The organism is Paraburkholderia bannensis NBRC 103871 (assembly GCF_000685015.1).
Lineage (GTDB): Bacteria > Pseudomonadota > Gammaproteobacteria > Burkholderiales > Burkholderiaceae > Paraburkholderia > Paraburkholderia bannensis.
The window spans coordinates 20,136-34,816 of sequence record NZ_BAYA01000013.1; the positions used below are offsets into that span (position 1 = coordinate 20,136).

Genomic DNA, 14,681 nt, shown 5'->3' on the forward strand with positions numbered 1-14,681 from the left:
CAATCGTTGTGCGCAGAGCGCCAAGCACGCCGCAGCCCTTTAAATACAGGGCTTGCGCACGCGGCCCCGTTTTTATCGCGTGGGGTGCCGCCAAAAAGAAAGGGCGCATGCCCGTGCATGCGCCCCACCATTCATGTGCGACTCGTGTCAGCGTCTGGTGCACCGCAACGCCGCGCGCACCAGACGTGGTCACTCAAAGCGCGCTCAGAAGCGGTGACGCAAGCCCACGCCCACCACCGTCTGCTGGTCGCCGGAAGCGGCCGACTGTCCGCTGACATCGGCGGTCAGGCCCGATCCATCGGCGGAAATATGCTGCCAGCTGACCTGCGTGTAGACGTCCGTGCGCTTCGACAGGAAGTAATCGGCCTGCACCGATACTTCGTGCCAGCGCGGGTGATGCTCGCCGCTCGCGGTCGACAGCGCGCCCTGGGTGTAGGTGTATTCGCCCAGCACGCTGAACGACGGCGTGAAGTGATACGAGGCGTTCAGTTCGTAGTTCGAGAAGCTCGCGCCCTGGCCGTTCTGCGTGAGGCCCAGGCTGTTCGCGCCGTTGATCGTGTCGAGGCCGCCCAGCTGCGTGCGCGTCCACACGGCGCCAAAGCGCGCGTTGCCCGCCAGCCAGTTCACGCCCGCGCCATAGGTGCGCTGCTGCGAGGCGATGAAGGTGCGCTCGGTGAGCGTGATCGCACCGCTGGTATTGGTGGCGCTGCCGCCGTTGTTCGCCTGGAGGTAGCCCGCCGCGAAAATCAGCGGCCCGGTTTCGTACGACGCGCCCATGCTGTACACGCGGTTATCGTCGAAACCACCCGCTTCGTTCGAGAACGCGTACAGCGCGCCGAACTTCAGGCCCGCGTAGTTCGTGCTCGCGTACTTGACCGCGTTGTTCACGCGGAACGAGTTGTTGAGGTTGTCGTTGTCGTACGGGTGCGCGCTCAGGTTGTTGCCGCCCGGATGGCGGCCCGTGAAGCTCAGCGGCGCGAGGTAGTCGACCACCGAGTCATACTGGCGACCGAGCGTGAGCGTGCCGTAGTCCTTGTTCGTCAGCCCGACCCACGACTGGAAGCCGAACAGGCGGCCGCCCTGGCGCATCGTGCCATTCATCACCGAAAAGCCGTTTTCGAGCTGGAAGATCGCGGCGGTGCCGCCGCCCAGGTCTTCGCGCCCGATGATGCCCCAGTGGCTGCCCGTCACATTGCCGCTGCCGGCCTGGTACGATTTCGCGCCACCGGCGTTGCTATTAAAGGAAAGGCCTGCGTCGATAAGGCCATACAGCGTCACGCTGTTTTGCGCATGCGCCCCGCACGCCCATGCGGCCGCGCACGCGGCGACCAGGAAAGTCTTCTTCATGGTTCCCTGCTTGATTCGTTTCGTTTCGAGTTGTTTTGGCGTCACGCGGACGAGCGCGGTCGCACGGCGCCGCGCGCGAGGCGCGACGTCGTGTTCCCGGCGCAAGGCCGGAGCGTGACGAAGTGAACGGGCGTGGCTGGGACGCGCTACTGGCGGCTGGCTGGGCCCTTCCGATCGGCGAGACCGTCGATCAGAACCTGATGGAGGCCGCGCGAGCATGGCTCGATGCGCGCGCGCACTCCGAATACTTCGGCAAGACTGGCGGGCGTCACGACTTCGGCGGGGATGCCGAAGTGCGCAATGCGCCCGTCGTGCAGCAGCATCGCGCGATCGCAGGCGCGCAGTGCCGCATTGATGTCGTGCAGCACGACGACGGTGGCGATGCCGCGCTCGCGCGTGACCTCGCGCAGCACCGCCATCACCTGGTACTGGTGATTGAGGTCGAGCGCCGAGAGCGGTTCGTCGAGCAGCAGGATCTGCGGCTCGCGCACCAGCGCCTGGGCAATGCCCACGAGCTGCCGCTGGCCGCCCGAGAGTTCGTCGAGCGAGCGATTCGCCAGCGCTCCGATGTCGAGGCGCTCAAGCGCGTCGTGCGCCGCCGCCAGCACCTGCGCGCTCGTGTGCGAACGCAGCGCCGGATCGCGTCCGGCGCGCGCGGCCACCAGCACCGATTCGAGCACCTGCAGACGCACGCCCGCGGGCAGCGCCTGCGGCAGATAAACGACGCTATGCGAGCGTGCACTTGCCACACCCAGCGCGAGCGGCGCGCCGTCAAGCGTGAGCGAACCCGCGCTGGGTTTCGCCAGGCCCGCGAGCGTGCGCAGCAGCGTGGACTTGCCGCTGCCGTTGGGCCCGAGCAGCGCCGTGATTTCGCCGCGCGGCAGCGGGCCCGCGCTCAGGTCGCGCAGCACGTCGCGACGCCCGTAGCGCACGCCCAGGCCGTGAATCGAGAGCCCGCTCATTGCGGGGTTCAGTGCATTGTTCAGCGCCGGGTTCATTGCGCGCTCCCCTGCGAGCGCACCACGATCGCCAGGAACAGCGGAATGCCCACCAGCGCCGTGACGATCCCCACCGGAATCAGCACGCCCGGCACGATCAGCTTCGACGCAATCGACGCCAGCGACAGCATCAGCGCGCCCAGCAGCAGGCTGCCCGGCAGATAGAAGCGATGGTCTTCGCCGAACAGCGTGCGCGCCAGGTGCGGCGCGATCAGCCCGACAAAGCCGATGGTGCCGACGAACGACACCGCCAGCGCCGAGAGCACTGCCACGCGCAGCAGCGTGGTCAGGCGCAGGCGCTTGATGTCGATGCCGAAGCTCGCCGCGCGGTCTTCGCCCAGGCGCAGCGCCGTGAGCGCCCACGCGTTGCGCATCGACAGCGGCAAGGCAACGGCCAGCGCCGCCGCGAGCACGCCGATCTTCGTCCAGTCGGCGCGGGCAAGCGAGCCGAGCGTCCAGAACACGAGGCCCTGGAGCGCGTCGGCGGACGCGATGAACTGCATCAGCTCGGTCAACGCGTGAAACGAGAACACCAGCGCAATGCCCATCAGCACCACGCCCGCTGTGCTCATGCCGCGCCAGCGCGCGACGAGGTCGAGCGTGAGTGCGGACGCGAACGCGAATACGAACGCGTTGGCCGAGACCACCCACGTCTGCGCCACGCCCGGAATCGCCAGGTCGAGCACGATCGCGAGCGACGCGCCAAACGCCGCCGCCGCCGATACCCCGAGCGTGTACGGGCTTGCGAGCGGGTTGTTGAGGATGGTCTGCATCTCCGCGCCCGACAGGCCGAGCGACGCGCCCACCGCAAGCGCCATCACCGCGTAGGGCAAGCGGATCTGCCAGACGATCACGACGTTGGCCGGATCGGCGTGCGCGCGGTCGAACAGCGTATGCAGCAGCGTCGCGAGCGGCAGGCCCGAGGGGCCCGAACTCGCGTCGACCAGCAGCGACCCGGCGATGAGCAGCGCCACCACCACGAGCAGCAGCGCGCGCCGCCGCGTGAGGCGCGCGTAGGCGCGGATCTGCGCCTGCGCCTGTGCGTGCGTGTCGGCTTGCGCATCGACCGCATCGGCCGCGTCGCCTGCGCGCCAGCCGTGCCCGGCTGGCATACGCATGTCGTTCATCGTGCGGCCTCTTTCTGCGCCTGCGGCAGCGGCGCATCGACCCATTCGGCGCCGCTATCCGGCACGGCCAGGAAGCGTCGATACAGCTCGTCCTGGGTCGCCTGCACGTTCAGCGACTTGAACTGCTGCGGGTAGAACCACTTCGCAAAGGCCTCGATCGCGACGATGTTGTACGGCGAGTCGTAGTAGTTATGCGAGATGCCGTGCACGCGGCCATCGTGGATCGCCTTGATGGTGTCGAAGCCCGGGCGCGCGACCAGTTGCGCGAGGCTCGCCTGCGCGTCGTGCTCGCTCGTGAGCGCGCCCACGCGCAGCGACGCGAGGCCCGGCTTGGTGCGGCTGCCGGTGGCGATATAGACGTCCGGCTGCGAAGCGATCACCTGCTCCATGCTGATGTCGCCCAGCACGCCCGGCAGCAGGCCGGCGGCGATGTTGCGCCCGCCCGCCGCGTCGACGAACTCGCCGAAGTTGCCCTTGCCCGCCGTGTGGCAGCAGCCCGCATCCCAGACGCCCGCGAGCATGTCGACGAACACCTTCGGGCGCTGGTTCTGGGGAATCGTCTTGACGACGTTCTCGACCGCCGCGAGATGCTGCTGATAGAACTGGATGTACGCATCGGCCTGCGGCTCGCGGTGCAGCACTTCGCCCAGCAGCTTGATGCTCGGCAGCGTGTTCTGCAGCGGGTGAACGCGGAAGTCGATGAACACCACCGTCGTGCCGGTCGCTTCCAGTTGCTTCACGAGCGCGTTGTAGCGGCTCGGGCCGTGGCCCGCGACGCTAAAGATCGCGACATCGGGCTTGAGCGCGAGGGCTTTCTCGTCGCTGATGCTGTCTTCCGTCGCCTTGCCGATCAGCGGGATCGTGCGGATCTCCGGGAACTTGCGCGCGTAGGCATCGTAGGTCTGCGGATCCATCGTCGGCAGGTCGCCCTGCCAGCCGACGATGCGCGCGAGCGGCTTCTGCCCTTCGAGCAGCGCGACGGCGGACAGCAGGCGGCTCTCGCCCAGCAGGATGCGGCGCGGGTTGGCCGGAATCCGGACGGTGCGGCCCGCGAGGTCGGTCACGGTGAGCGGCGCTGCTGCCGCCGCTGCTGGCGAACTTGTTGCAGAAACGGCGGACGTGGCAACATTCGCGGCGGCAGTCGTCGTGGCAGGCGCGGCGGCATGGGCCGCCATCGAAGCGGCGGCGAAAACGACCGCGCCCGCAACAGCGGCGGCGCGCGAGAGGCGGAACGAGAAGCGAGCCAGCGGCATGATAGAATTCATAAATGAGAACGATTGCTATTTGCAGCCGACACTTTAGCGGCGCGATGTAATGGCAATGTGTTGAGCAGCGGCCCTTTTGTAATGGAATGTGTTGGACGCATTGCCAGGGCCCGCGACGATCTCGAAAGCAACAGCGAACCCACGATGGATCACATCCTCGTCGTCGACGACGACCCGAATATCCGCCAGCTCCTGCGCGACTATCTGCGCGACATGGGCTACGAGGCGAGCGCCGCCAGCAACGGCGCGCAGATGAAGCAGATCCTGCGGCAGGCGCGCATCGACCTGATCGTGCTCGACCTGATGCTCGACGGCGAGGACGGCCTCGACCTCACGCGCGACCTGCGCCGCGAAAACGCCGTGCCGATCATCATGCTATCCGCGCGCGGCGGCCTGCTCGACCGCATCCTGGGCCTGGAAATGGGCGCCGACGACTATCTGCCCAAGCCCTTCGATCCGCGCGAACTCGTCGCCAAGATCAAGGTGGTGCTGCGGCGCACGCGCGCCGTGCCCGACGCCGCGCCGGGCGCACATGGACTCCATGGACTACATGGAACGAACGGCCGCCACGCCGACGCCAGCGCCTTCGTCACCTTCGCGGGCTGGCGCCTCGACACGCGCATGAAGCAGATGCTCTCGCCTGACGGCGTGGTGGTGTCGCTGGGCGGCTCGGACTACCGCACGCTGCGCACCCTGCTCGACCATCCGAACCGGCCGCTGTCGCGCGAATACCTGCTCGATCAGGTGTTCGACAAGGGGCACACGCCGCTCGACCGCTCCATCGACGTGTGCGTGAGCCGGCTGCGCCATCACCTCAAGGATTCGGCGCGCAATGCCGCACTGATCCGCACCGTGCGCAACGAGGGCTACATGCTCGTCGCCGAAGTCGCGTACGAAGCATGATTGCGAAGCTGCGCCGCGTCGTATGGCCCGATACGCTGTTCGGCCGTCTCGTGCTGATCCTCGCGGCGGGCCTGTTCGCGGGCCAGTTGCTCACCAGCACGATCTGGTTCGACACGCACGACAACCGCACGCTGGAGATTCCCGCGCGCCTGTTCGCGAGCCGCCTGGCCGATACCGTGCGGCTGCTCCAGCACGCGCCCGATGCCGCCACGCGCGACGTGATCCGCGACGAGTTGAGCGACGCGCGTTACTCGCTGCGCTGGATCGCGGGCACGCCAACGGTCATCCCCGCGCCCACCACGCCGCAATCGCTGACGTTGCGCGCGACCAGCGGGTTGATCTCCGGCGTGATCCAGAAGCGCCTGGGCGAACCCATCGAGGTGCGCCTGATCGACGCGCAGATCCGCGACGACGCCGGGCGGCATCGCGGCATCCTGAGCCTGTTCGATTCGCGCATGCCCACGGGCGACTTCCATGTACTCCTGAACGTTCCGGGACAAGGCTGGCTTGACGTGCATTCGAACGAAGGCCAGGCGGGCATGCATTCGGAGCGCGGCGAACTCGTGTTCGACTACCTGCTGCGAATCTACCTGCTGCGCTTTGCCGCCGTGTGCGCGATTGCCTTCGTGGCGGTGCGTTTCGCGCTCGCGCCGCTGCGCCAGCTGACGCGCGCGGCCCAGGCGCTGGGCCGCAATATCCATCGCGCGCCGCTGCCCGAAAGCGGCCCGCAGGAAGTGCGCAGCGCGGCGCAGTCCTTCAATGCGATGCAGCAGCAACTGATCGGTCATATGACGGAGCGTTCGCGCTTTCTGGCGGCCGTCTCGCACGACCTGCGCTCGCCCCTCACGCGGCTGCGCCTGCGCGCCGAGATGCTGCCCGACGCGAGCTGGCGCGAACGCCTGCGCGGCGATCTCGACGAGATGGAGGCGATGGTGCGCGCGACGCTCGACGTCGTGCAGGGCGTGGAGATCACGGAGGCGCGCCAGAAGATCGACCTCGATTCGATGCTCGAAGGACTGGCCGAAGATGCGCGCGAAGCGGGTCACGCGGCGCGCGTCACGGGAACGACGCGCGCGCCGATCAATGGTTTCGCGCGCAACCTCAAGCGCTGCCTGCAGAACCTTGTCGACAACGCGATCCGCTACGGCTCAGCCGCGCGCATCGCCGTGCGCGACGATGGCCGCCAGGTGCGCGTATGCGTGAGCGACGACGGCCCCGGCATTGCCGATGCGGCGCTGCGCGAGCGGGTATTCGAGCCGTATTTCCGCATCGCCGCGCATCGCGATGAGGACAAGGGCGGCGGCACCGGCCTGGGACTCACGATTGCGCGCAGCATCGCCGCTTCGCACGGCGGCACGCTGACGCTGACCAACCGCATCGAGGGCGGTCATATCGCCGGACTCGACGCCGAATTGGTTTTGCCGCGCGACGATTGACGCAACGATTGCGGCGCGCCTGCAACGCGTCACTCACACGTCACTCACACGTCACGCGCGCTTCATCAATCGACGGCGTTGAATGAATCGCGGTGCGCGACCCGGTTCCTGAGCGACGCCAGCAACACCGCGAGACGTTGCGCCTCCGGCACGCTGCGGTGCTCGACGAAAGACTCGAACGGCGCAAGCAATGCAGCGGCTTCATCAGCCGCGCCGTCCTGCGCATGCGACGCCGCCAGATCGAGCGCGGCGCGCAGGGCCAGCAAACGCGCGCCCTGTTCGTGCGCAAGCTGCATCGCTTCATGCAACGCCCGCCGTCCCGCTTCGACGTAACGCGCCGCCCCCGCCTTGCCCGCGCGGCTCACATGAGCGAGCCGTTGCGCGCGCACCAGTTCGACCACGCCGCGCACGCGCTGCAGTTCCGCCGCGAAGCCGCTGTCGCCATGCAGGTCGCCGTGACGCCGCGCGGCTTCGAGCATGTTCAAGGCGTCGTCGATGCGGCCTGCTGCGGCCAGCGCCTGCGCACAGGTCGCCTCCAGCGGCGCGACCAGACGCCGGAAGTCGCGCGAAGCCAGTTGCGCGAGACCGGCTTCCAGACGTGCAAGGCCCTGTTCTTCGCGGCCCGTTTGCAGATCGAGTTGCCCCGCCAGGCATTCGCCATACGCCTGCCAGCCGTCGAACCGATGCAAGGCCGCCTGCGAGCGCAGCAGCGCAAGGTGGCGCTTCGCTTCGGCGAGGTCGCCGCACACGAGCTTGAGCGGCACCACCACGACGGCGAGCAGGTGGCAGAGCGTCGGCTCCAGCATGTCGGCGCGCACGTGGTTGAGCGCGCGCTGGGTCAGTTGCAGCGCCAGCACGGGGTCGCCTTCGAGCCACGCAATGCGCGCAAGCGTGCCGGTGCCGAAGATGCGCGGATCGACGGCAAGGTCGCTGTCCAGGCGCTGCGGCGGGCCGTCCGCGTGCAGCGCGTCGATCGCCGCCAACGTGCGTTCGAGCCGCTCGCGCGCCTGCCCATGCTCGCCGAAGCAATGCAGCGACGCGGCCAGCATCGCGCTCGCGCAGAGCTGTTGCCAGGCGGTGCCCGCGCGCGCGGCGCTCACCTCCAGGCGCGTGGCGAAGCGCAGCGACGCATGAATGTCCCCTGCCGTCATCGCCGCGTTCCAGAGGCCCCAGAGCGCGCGCGCAGCGAAGGCTTCGTCGCCGCTCGCCTGGGCGCGCTTGAGCACGGCGCGCCAGTGCAGCGCGGCATCGGCGGCCAGTCCCCCTGTAAGCAGCACCGTGGCCGCGAAGGCCGCGCGCAGGCGCATTTCGCAGAGCGTATCAACGCTTTTCGCGGCCTCGGGCGGCAGGCTGTCGAGCGCGGCAAGCGCGCGCGCCGCGCGTTCGTGGCACTCGTGCACGAGCCCCGCGTCGAGCAAAGTGCCGACGAGCGAACCCGCCAGCGCCACGCCCAGCACGGCGTCGCCTTCGGGAGAAAAGGCCCAGTCCCACGCGCGCCGCGCATCGTCGAGCGAAGGCCGGGTGCGCGCGAGCGTGCGCGTAGGCGCAAGCAGCGCACGATCTTCGATATGCGGCTGCAAATAGCGTAGATGGCGCTCGCCCACGCGGCGCAGCGCGCCTTCTTCGCGCAGCTTGCCCATCGCATAGGCGCGCGTGGATTCGGTGAGGCGATACAGCGCAATCGCCCCGCGAAACTCCACGGCGAGCAGCGACTTGGCGATCAGTTCGCCGAGCGAGGCAATCATCGCCGCAACGGGCTCGTCCGGTTCGGCGGCGACGGCGCACACGGCTTCGAACGTGAACGCCCCCGCGAAGAACGCAAGGTTGCGCAACAGGGCCTGCGCGTTCGCGTCGAGCAGCGCGTAGCTCCAGTCGAAGGTCGCGCGCAAGGTCTGCTGACGCGGCGAGGCGTCGCGCGGGCCGCCGCTGAGCAGGTCGAGGCGGTCGTCCAGGCTGTCGCGCAGGCGCACCGCCACGCCCTCTATGCCCAGCGTCGCCACGCGCGCCGCCGCGAGTTCGATGGCGAGCGGCAGGCCGTCGAGGCGCCGGCAGATATCGGCGACCAGGCGGATGCTCGCCGCGTCGTTGCCGCACGCGGGCGCGTGGCGGCGCGCGCGTTGCAGGAACAGCGCGACCGCGCCGTGCGCGAGCATCGTCGGCGTGCTCGCGTCCTCGGGCGGCACGGCAAGCGGCTCGACGCGAAAGAGCGTCTCCGCGCGGATCGACAGCGGCTCGCGGCTCGTCACCAGCACGCGCAATGCGCTGCTTGCCGCCAGCGTTTCGGCCAGCGCCGCCACGATGTCGATGACGTGCTCGGCGTTGTCGAGCACCAGTAGCGCGCCCTCGGGCGGCACCGCATCGCGGATCGCGGCCAGCACGCGCGCCTCGTCGCCAAGGGCGGCCGGGCCGATCCGCCAGGCCAGCGCAAGCGCCGCGAGCACGGCCTCGCGCGTGGGCGCCGAAGCCAGCTCGACGAAATGCACCGTGCGCGCCGTGGTTTCGCCCACCGCCTGCGCCACGCGCACCGCGAGCGCCGTCTTGCCGACGCCGCCCGCGCCCGCCAGCGTGAGCACCGCCGCCTGCTCCAGTTGGGCGAGCAGGCGTGCGACTTCGTCGTCGCGGCCAATCAGCGGCGTGGCGTAGAAAGGCAGATCGGCGCCCGCTCGCGGCTCACCCTGCTCACTGTGTTCGCTGGGTGCCGCAGCGGCGCGCTTGACGAGCAGGTAGCCGCGCCCCGTGACGGTCTTGATGAGTTCGCGATCCTCGCCGAACGCCTTGCGCAGCGCGGCGATCTGCACCTGGAGGCGGTTTTCCTCGACGACCTGCCGCGGCCAGACCGCGTCGATGATGTCGTCCTTCGAGACAATGGCGCCATTGGCGCGATACAGCACATCGAGGATATCGAAGGCGCGCGCGCTGATGCGCAGCGCGCGACCGTCGCGGCGCAACTCGCGCTGCTCGAAATGGATCCGCAAAGCGCCGATCTTGACCAATGCCCTCTCCAGTAACCGCCGGGGATGCGACGCGGGCACAGTGCCGCGCGCGGGAATGATGGCGAAGCATAGCCTCGCCGCGAACGATGGAGCGAGCGGATTGTAGGCGTTCAGTCGGCGTGCGTCTTGAACGAAAATGCCCTTTCTAGCGGATTCGAGTACATCTTCAAGACCATTCCACGCGATCCCGGCGGGCTCAGGCCAGCACCGTCCCGCTTTGGCGCGTCCTCGTGCAGCGATAAGCGGCGTACACCACGGCGATCCACACGGGCATGGCGAGCGCGGAGGCGCGAATCGCGGGCGTCAACAGCATCACGATCACGATGAAGACCATGAAGGCGAGGCACGCGTAATTCGTGTACGGCGCGAGCGGCGCGCGAAAACGCGCCTGTACGCCGCGCGCGGCACAGGCCCGCCGAAAGCGCAGGTGCGTCACGATGATCGCCACCCAGGTGATGACGAGCGCCGCCACGATCAGCGACATCAGCATTTCGATCACGCGCGCGGGCGCGACGTAATTGATCACGATGCACAGCGCCGTGAGCACGCCCGGATAGACGATGGCGCGCACCGGCACGCCGCGCCGGTTCACGCGCATCAGCGAGCGCGGCGCGTTGCCCTCGGTGGCCATGCCGTACAGCAGGCGGCTGTTGCAATAGACCATGCTGTTGTAGACCGAGAGCGTCGCCGAGAGAATCACGACGTTGAGCACATTGGCCGCCAGGTTTGCGCCAAGGCCCGCGAACACCAGCACGAACGGGCTATGGCTATAGGTGCCGCCGCCGCTTTGCATCTGCGCGAGCAGACGATCCCAGGGCGCGAGTGCGAGCAGCACCGCCATCGACCCGATGTAAAACACCAGCACGCGAAAGATCAGCTGATTGATCGCCTTGGGAATGACGCGGCGCGGCTCGTCGGCTTCGGCTGCGGTAAAGCCCAGCATTTCCACGCCGCCGAACGAGAACATGATGAAGGACATCGCCATCACGAGACCGGATACGCCGTGCGGAAAGAAGCCGCCGTGCACCCACAGGTTGCTCACCGACTGGCCCGGCCGGTCGGCGCTTGCGATCAGCCAGACGCCCGCGCCGATCATCGCCACCACCGCGACGATCTTGACGAGCGCGAACCAGAATTCCACCTCGCCATAGATCTTCACGTTGATGAAATTGACCGCGTTGATGAGGACAAAGCAGACCAGCGCGCTCAACCATGTGGGGATGCCAGGCCACCAGAACTGCACGAACTTGCCGACTGCCGTGAGTTCGAGCATGCCCACCAGCACATAGAGCGCCACGCAGTTCCAGCCCGATAAAAAGCCTGCGAAACGCGAGCCGTAGCGATGGGCGAAGTGGCTGAAGGAACCGGCGATCGGCTCCTCGACCAGCATCTCGCCGAGAAAACGCATGATGAGAAACGCGACGAGACCGCCCACCGCGTAGCCCAGCAGCATCGACGGGCCGGCGAGTTCGAGGACGCCGGCAGAGCCGAGAAACAGTCCCGTGCCGATCGTGCCGCCGAGCGCGATCAACTGGATGTGGCGGTTCTTGAGCTTGCGCTCAAGGCTTCCTTCATTTCCTTCGGTATGCATAACGTTGTGCTCCCGACCTGTCGGTTTATCGATTCGTTGCTTCGTTGCTTCGTTGGCGAATCAGCGCGTCACGAAAAACAGCTTCGCATGCGTGCCAAAATACCTGACCGTCGCGCCGCGCACGATTTCGATGACGTCGCCCGCGCGGCCTTCGATGCGCGTGCCGTCATCCGACTCGACGCCGAACACGCCCTCCAGCACGAGAATCACTTCGTCGTAGTCGAGCGTTTTCGGCTCGCAGACGGCGTCGTGCCAGCGGCCGAATCCGCACGGCAGCGGCGCGCCCTCGTCGGCGCGGATCGCCCACGCGATCTGCGCCACGCCATCGGCCGCGCCGCCTCGCTCCTGGGTGTGAATCGCCTCGCCTTTGATCAAACGGATCGATTGCATCGTGGTGTCTCCTTCCTGTGTCTCTTGATGTAGTGAAGTTGCGATGTCGTGCTGTTCCTGCGCGGCGGACTACACCTCCATGCGACCCGCCGCCCGCTCGCGCCGGATCGACCAGATCACGCCCAGGTCGCGCAGCGGGCGCGGCGGGATATAGCTGGCCGTGCCCTGGATCAGGAAATCGTCGGCCAGTTCGCTGTGCTCGCCGAGCGCCTGCTCTGCGATCAGCCGCCCCGCCGCGGTATGGCGCACGATCCCCGAGCCGTTGCAGCAGGCCGCCGCATACACGTGCTCGCCGACCTTGCCGAACGCAGGCGCATGGTTGTGCGAAATGCCGAGCCAGCCCATCCAGAAGTGCTCGATCTCCAGCTCGCCCAGATGCGCGAAGCGGGCCGCCAGCAGTTGCGCATGCTGGGCGCGGGCGGCGGCGCGGCGCGCATCGTCGGTGCGCAGCGACGGCGAATATTCGAAGCCCTGGCGGATCAGCAGGCGCTTGTCGGGCGTCAGGCGCAGCGTCGATCCGGCCACGCCGTGCGCGGGCGTGATGCCCCAGCTTGCGTCGACGCCGAGCCTGGCCTGCTGCTCGGGCGTGAGCGGCTTCGTCAAGCTCGCGAACAGCAGCATCGGAATCTGGCGGCTCCCGAACACGCCGAACGACTGCGCGAACGGATTGACCGCGAGGATCAGCGTGCCGAAGCGGATCCGGCCGCGCGCGGTGCGCACGTAGGGCGCGTTGCCGCCGGTCTCCATCTCGATGACCGCCGAATGCTCGAAGCGCGCCACCGTGGACGGCAGGCTGTCGGCGAGGCCGCGCACGAGCGCGGCGGGATTCATCAGGCAGGTGCCCGGCGTGTAGATCGCCGAGTGGTAATAACGCGTGCCCAGGCGCTGCCCGAGCGCATCGCGCGTCAGCACTTCGTAGCGCTCGCCCCAGGCGTCGAGATTCGCCTTGTAGCCGCCGAGCGCGCTCGCCGCCACGCCTGGCGTCACCGCCGCGTGATAGCGGCCGCGGCGCTCCCAGCCGCAATCGATGCCGTGTTCTTCGATCTGCGCTTCCAGATCGGCCATCACGAAGCGGTTCACCCGGGTCGCGCGACGGCCCTGCTCCACCGAAGTCGCCGAATCGCCGGGCACGTGCGGCAGGTCGATCGCGAAGCCCGAGTTGCGGCCCGAGGCGTTCTCGCCCACCGCGCCGCTGTCGAGCAGCGCGATCGAATCGTACGGGCGCAGTTCGGCCAGCCGCCGCGCGGCCGCAATGCCCGCGTAGCCCGAGCCGACGATCACCCAGTCGAACGAGTGGTCGCCCTCCAGCACCGGCGCGGGCGGGCGTTGGGGCAGTAAGGCGCTCCAGCCGTTGGTGCGGTCGTCGGCGGGCAGGCGCTTGATGAGGCGAGGCATGGCAGATCCAGGGAATACGGGGTTGAGGCAGCATTAAACGGGGCGCGACCAGGCAGAACGATCACGATGACCAGAAGTCCGCCCGCCGTGCGCCATGACCGGCACTATACAACAACAATAATTTATTATTGTTAGTGTTTTACCTGGCGGGCTGCACGGGCAGGATGCGAAGGGGCTTGTCAGAAAGTGGAAGTATTTATTATTGTTTCCGTATGACAGATCACGCGAACAAACGGCCGACGCCCCCGCACCGCGCGCGCACGCGCGTCCCCCAGACCGAACGCATCGAAGCGACGCAACGCAAGATCATCGAATCGGCGCAACGCCTGCTGCGCGAGGAAGGCTTCAAGAGCGCGACGCTGCAGGCGATTGCACGCGGCGCCAAGGTCTCGCTCGGCGCGCTCCAGCATCATTTCGAGAGCCGCGACGCACTGATGGAGCGGCTCGTCGACGAGGCTTTGGCGCCGCTGGGCGGACGCGACGGCGCAGGCAATGTGTGGCCCGATCCTGCACTGCCGCTGCGCGAACGCGCGCAATTTTTCGTCGAGCAGTCGTGGACGCATATCTACGGCGCGACCAGCTATGTGACCGCGTGGAGCCTGTTCTTCGGCTGCAAGGCGACGCCGTCGATCTTCAACCGCATCGACACCAAACGCACGGTCGAGGACGAACGCTTCTTCGGCATGTTCGTCGATGCGTTTCCCGAGTTGCGCGCCCATCATCCGTATCCGAAGGGCTTTGCGGCCTCGGTGTTCGCGACCTTGCGCGGCGCGGGTGTGTTCGAGCTATTCGATATCTCCGTCGCCGAGCGGCATGATGAATTGCAGGCGCTGGTGGAGACGATCGTGCGCGCGTGTTTGCCGATTGAGGGCGAAAGTCTTCGGGCGTCGGCAGAAAAGGCACCGGCATCGCGGCCACGGCGCAAGGCGGGCGCTGCCGCCTGATCGAACCCGCAGACATGGAATCCGCATGAAAAGTGCGGGTTCCATACTTGATTAAACGCAATCTTCTTCCGCAGCACGAAGCATCTCTCCACACACTGTGATACCGCATTCCGCGTGTGATCCAGCGCCGCGCCTGCAAGCTCAAAAATAAACTTCTCTATATCAACGGCTTACGCTGTTGCATCAAATTCCGCATTAATCGCGGCGCTCGTCGCCATCAGAAAAATCCGATTTTCGCGGCGCCTCTCCCCTGATTGACAACACTGAGAGCGATTCCAATAATCGCCCCCGT

At 67.5% G+C, this 14,681-nt stretch carries 11 protein-coding genes; 3 read left to right on the forward strand and 8 right to left on the reverse strand.

What is annotated here, in order from left to right; genetic code table 11:
* Positions 1-204 precede the first annotated feature (204 nt).
* The 4 genes from BBA01S_RS20075 to BBA01S_RS20095 all read right to left on the reverse strand — a co-directional run bounded on the left by BBA01S_RS20075 (position 205) and on the right by BBA01S_RS20095 (position 4,719).
* Positions 205-1,347 (reverse strand): porin, encoded by a 1,143-nt coding sequence (locus BBA01S_RS20075; protein ID WP_027818026.1) that lies wholly within the window; start codon positions 1,345-1,347, stop codon positions 205-207.
* A 146-nt stretch (positions 1,348-1,493) separates the two neighbouring features.
* Positions 1,494-2,309: an ABC transporter ATP-binding protein gene (locus BBA01S_RS20085; RefSeq protein ID WP_027818027.1), complete on the reverse strand. Its 816-nt coding sequence runs from the start codon at positions 2,307-2,309 to the stop codon at positions 1,494-1,496.
* Positions 2,310-2,341: 32 nt separating this feature from the next.
* Positions 2,342-3,472 (reverse strand): FecCD family ABC transporter permease, encoded by a 1,131-nt coding sequence (locus tag BBA01S_RS20090; protein WP_245641535.1) that lies wholly within the window; start codon positions 3,470-3,472, stop codon positions 2,342-2,344.
* Positions 3,469-4,719 carry an ABC transporter substrate-binding protein gene (locus tag BBA01S_RS20095; protein ID WP_407668327.1) on the reverse strand — a complete coding sequence of 417 codons (1,251 nt, stop codon included), beginning with the start codon at positions 4,717-4,719 and terminating at the stop codon, positions 3,469-3,471. Before BBA01S_RS20095 ends, BBA01S_RS20090 begins: the two co-directional genes overlap by 4 nt.
* A gap of 162 nt (positions 4,720-4,881) precedes the next feature.
* Here BBA01S_RS20095 and BBA01S_RS20100 point away from each other — a divergent pair, with 162 nt between their 5' ends.
* Together BBA01S_RS20100 and BBA01S_RS20105 are read left to right on the forward strand one after the other, a co-directional pair.
* Positions 4,882-5,640 carry a response regulator gene (locus BBA01S_RS20100; protein WP_027818030.1) on the forward strand — a complete coding sequence of 253 codons (759 nt, stop codon included), beginning with the start codon at positions 4,882-4,884 and terminating at the stop codon, positions 5,638-5,640.
* The gene (locus BBA01S_RS20105) at positions 5,637-7,076 is read left to right on the forward strand and encodes an ATP-binding protein (RefSeq protein WP_042297574.1); all 1,440 of its coding nucleotides are present in this window, start codon (positions 5,637-5,639) and stop codon (positions 7,074-7,076) included. The genes BBA01S_RS20100 and BBA01S_RS20105 overlap by 4 nt, the downstream gene beginning before the upstream one ends.
* A 65-nt stretch (positions 7,077-7,141) precedes the next feature.
* Here BBA01S_RS20105 and BBA01S_RS20110 read toward each other — a convergent pair whose 3' ends face one another.
* From BBA01S_RS20110 to BBA01S_RS20125, 4 genes are all read right to left on the reverse strand, one after another.
* Positions 7,142-10,069, reverse strand: a complete 2,928-nt coding sequence (locus BBA01S_RS20110; protein ID WP_027818032.1) for an ATP-binding protein — start codon at positions 10,067-10,069, stop codon at positions 7,142-7,144.
* 196 nt (positions 10,070-10,265) lie between these two features.
* On the reverse strand, positions 10,266-11,660 hold the full coding sequence (locus tag BBA01S_RS20115; RefSeq protein WP_027818033.1) for an amino acid permease: 1,395 nt from the start codon (positions 11,658-11,660) through the stop codon (positions 10,266-10,268).
* Between the two features lie 60 nt (positions 11,661-11,720).
* The gene (locus BBA01S_RS20120) at positions 11,721-12,095 is read right to left on the reverse strand and encodes a cupin domain-containing protein (protein ID WP_281176981.1); all 375 of its coding nucleotides are present in this window, start codon (positions 12,093-12,095) and stop codon (positions 11,721-11,723) included.
* A gap of 24 nt (positions 12,096-12,119) precedes the next feature.
* Positions 12,120-13,445, reverse strand: a complete 1,326-nt coding sequence (locus tag BBA01S_RS20125; RefSeq protein ID WP_027818035.1) for an NAD(P)/FAD-dependent oxidoreductase — start codon at positions 13,443-13,445, stop codon at positions 12,120-12,122.
* Between the two features lie 212 nt (positions 13,446-13,657).
* On the opposite strand from BBA01S_RS20125, the gene BBA01S_RS41890 reads away from it, so the two are divergent.
* On the forward strand, positions 13,658-14,389 hold the full coding sequence (locus BBA01S_RS41890) for a TetR/AcrR family transcriptional regulator (protein WP_063750555.1): 732 nt from the start codon (positions 13,658-13,660) through the stop codon (positions 14,387-14,389).
* The last annotated feature ends 292 nt before the right edge of the window (positions 14,390-14,681 follow it).

Excerpts from the sequence above, each read along its gene's own strand:
- BBA01S_RS20075 (WP_027818026.1), bottom strand. The coding sequence starts at position 1,347 with ATGAAGAAGACTTTCCTGGTCGCCGCGTGCGCGGCCGCATGGGCGTGC.
- BBA01S_RS20085 (WP_027818027.1), bottom strand. The coding sequence starts at position 2,309 with ATGAGCGGGCTCTCGATTCACGGCCTGGGCGTGCGCTACGGGCGTCGC.
- BBA01S_RS20090 (WP_245641535.1), bottom strand. The coding sequence starts at position 3,472 with ATGAACGACATGCGTATGCCAGCCGGGCACGGCTGGCGCGCAGGCGAC.
- BBA01S_RS20100 (WP_027818030.1), top strand. The coding sequence starts at position 4,882 with ATGGATCACATCCTCGTCGTCGACGACGACCCGAATATCCGCCAGCTC.
- BBA01S_RS20105 (WP_042297574.1), top strand. The coding sequence starts at position 5,637 with ATGATTGCGAAGCTGCGCCGCGTCGTATGGCCCGATACGCTGTTCGGC.
- BBA01S_RS20115 (WP_027818033.1), bottom strand. The coding sequence starts at position 11,660 with ATGCATACCGAAGGAAATGAAGGAAGCCTTGAGCGCAAGCTCAAGAAC.
- BBA01S_RS20125 (WP_027818035.1), bottom strand. The coding sequence starts at position 13,445 with ATGCCTCGCCTCATCAAGCGCCTGCCCGCCGACGACCGCACCAACGGC.
- BBA01S_RS41890 (WP_063750555.1), top strand. The coding sequence starts at position 13,658 with ATGACAGATCACGCGAACAAACGGCCGACGCCCCCGCACCGCGCGCGC.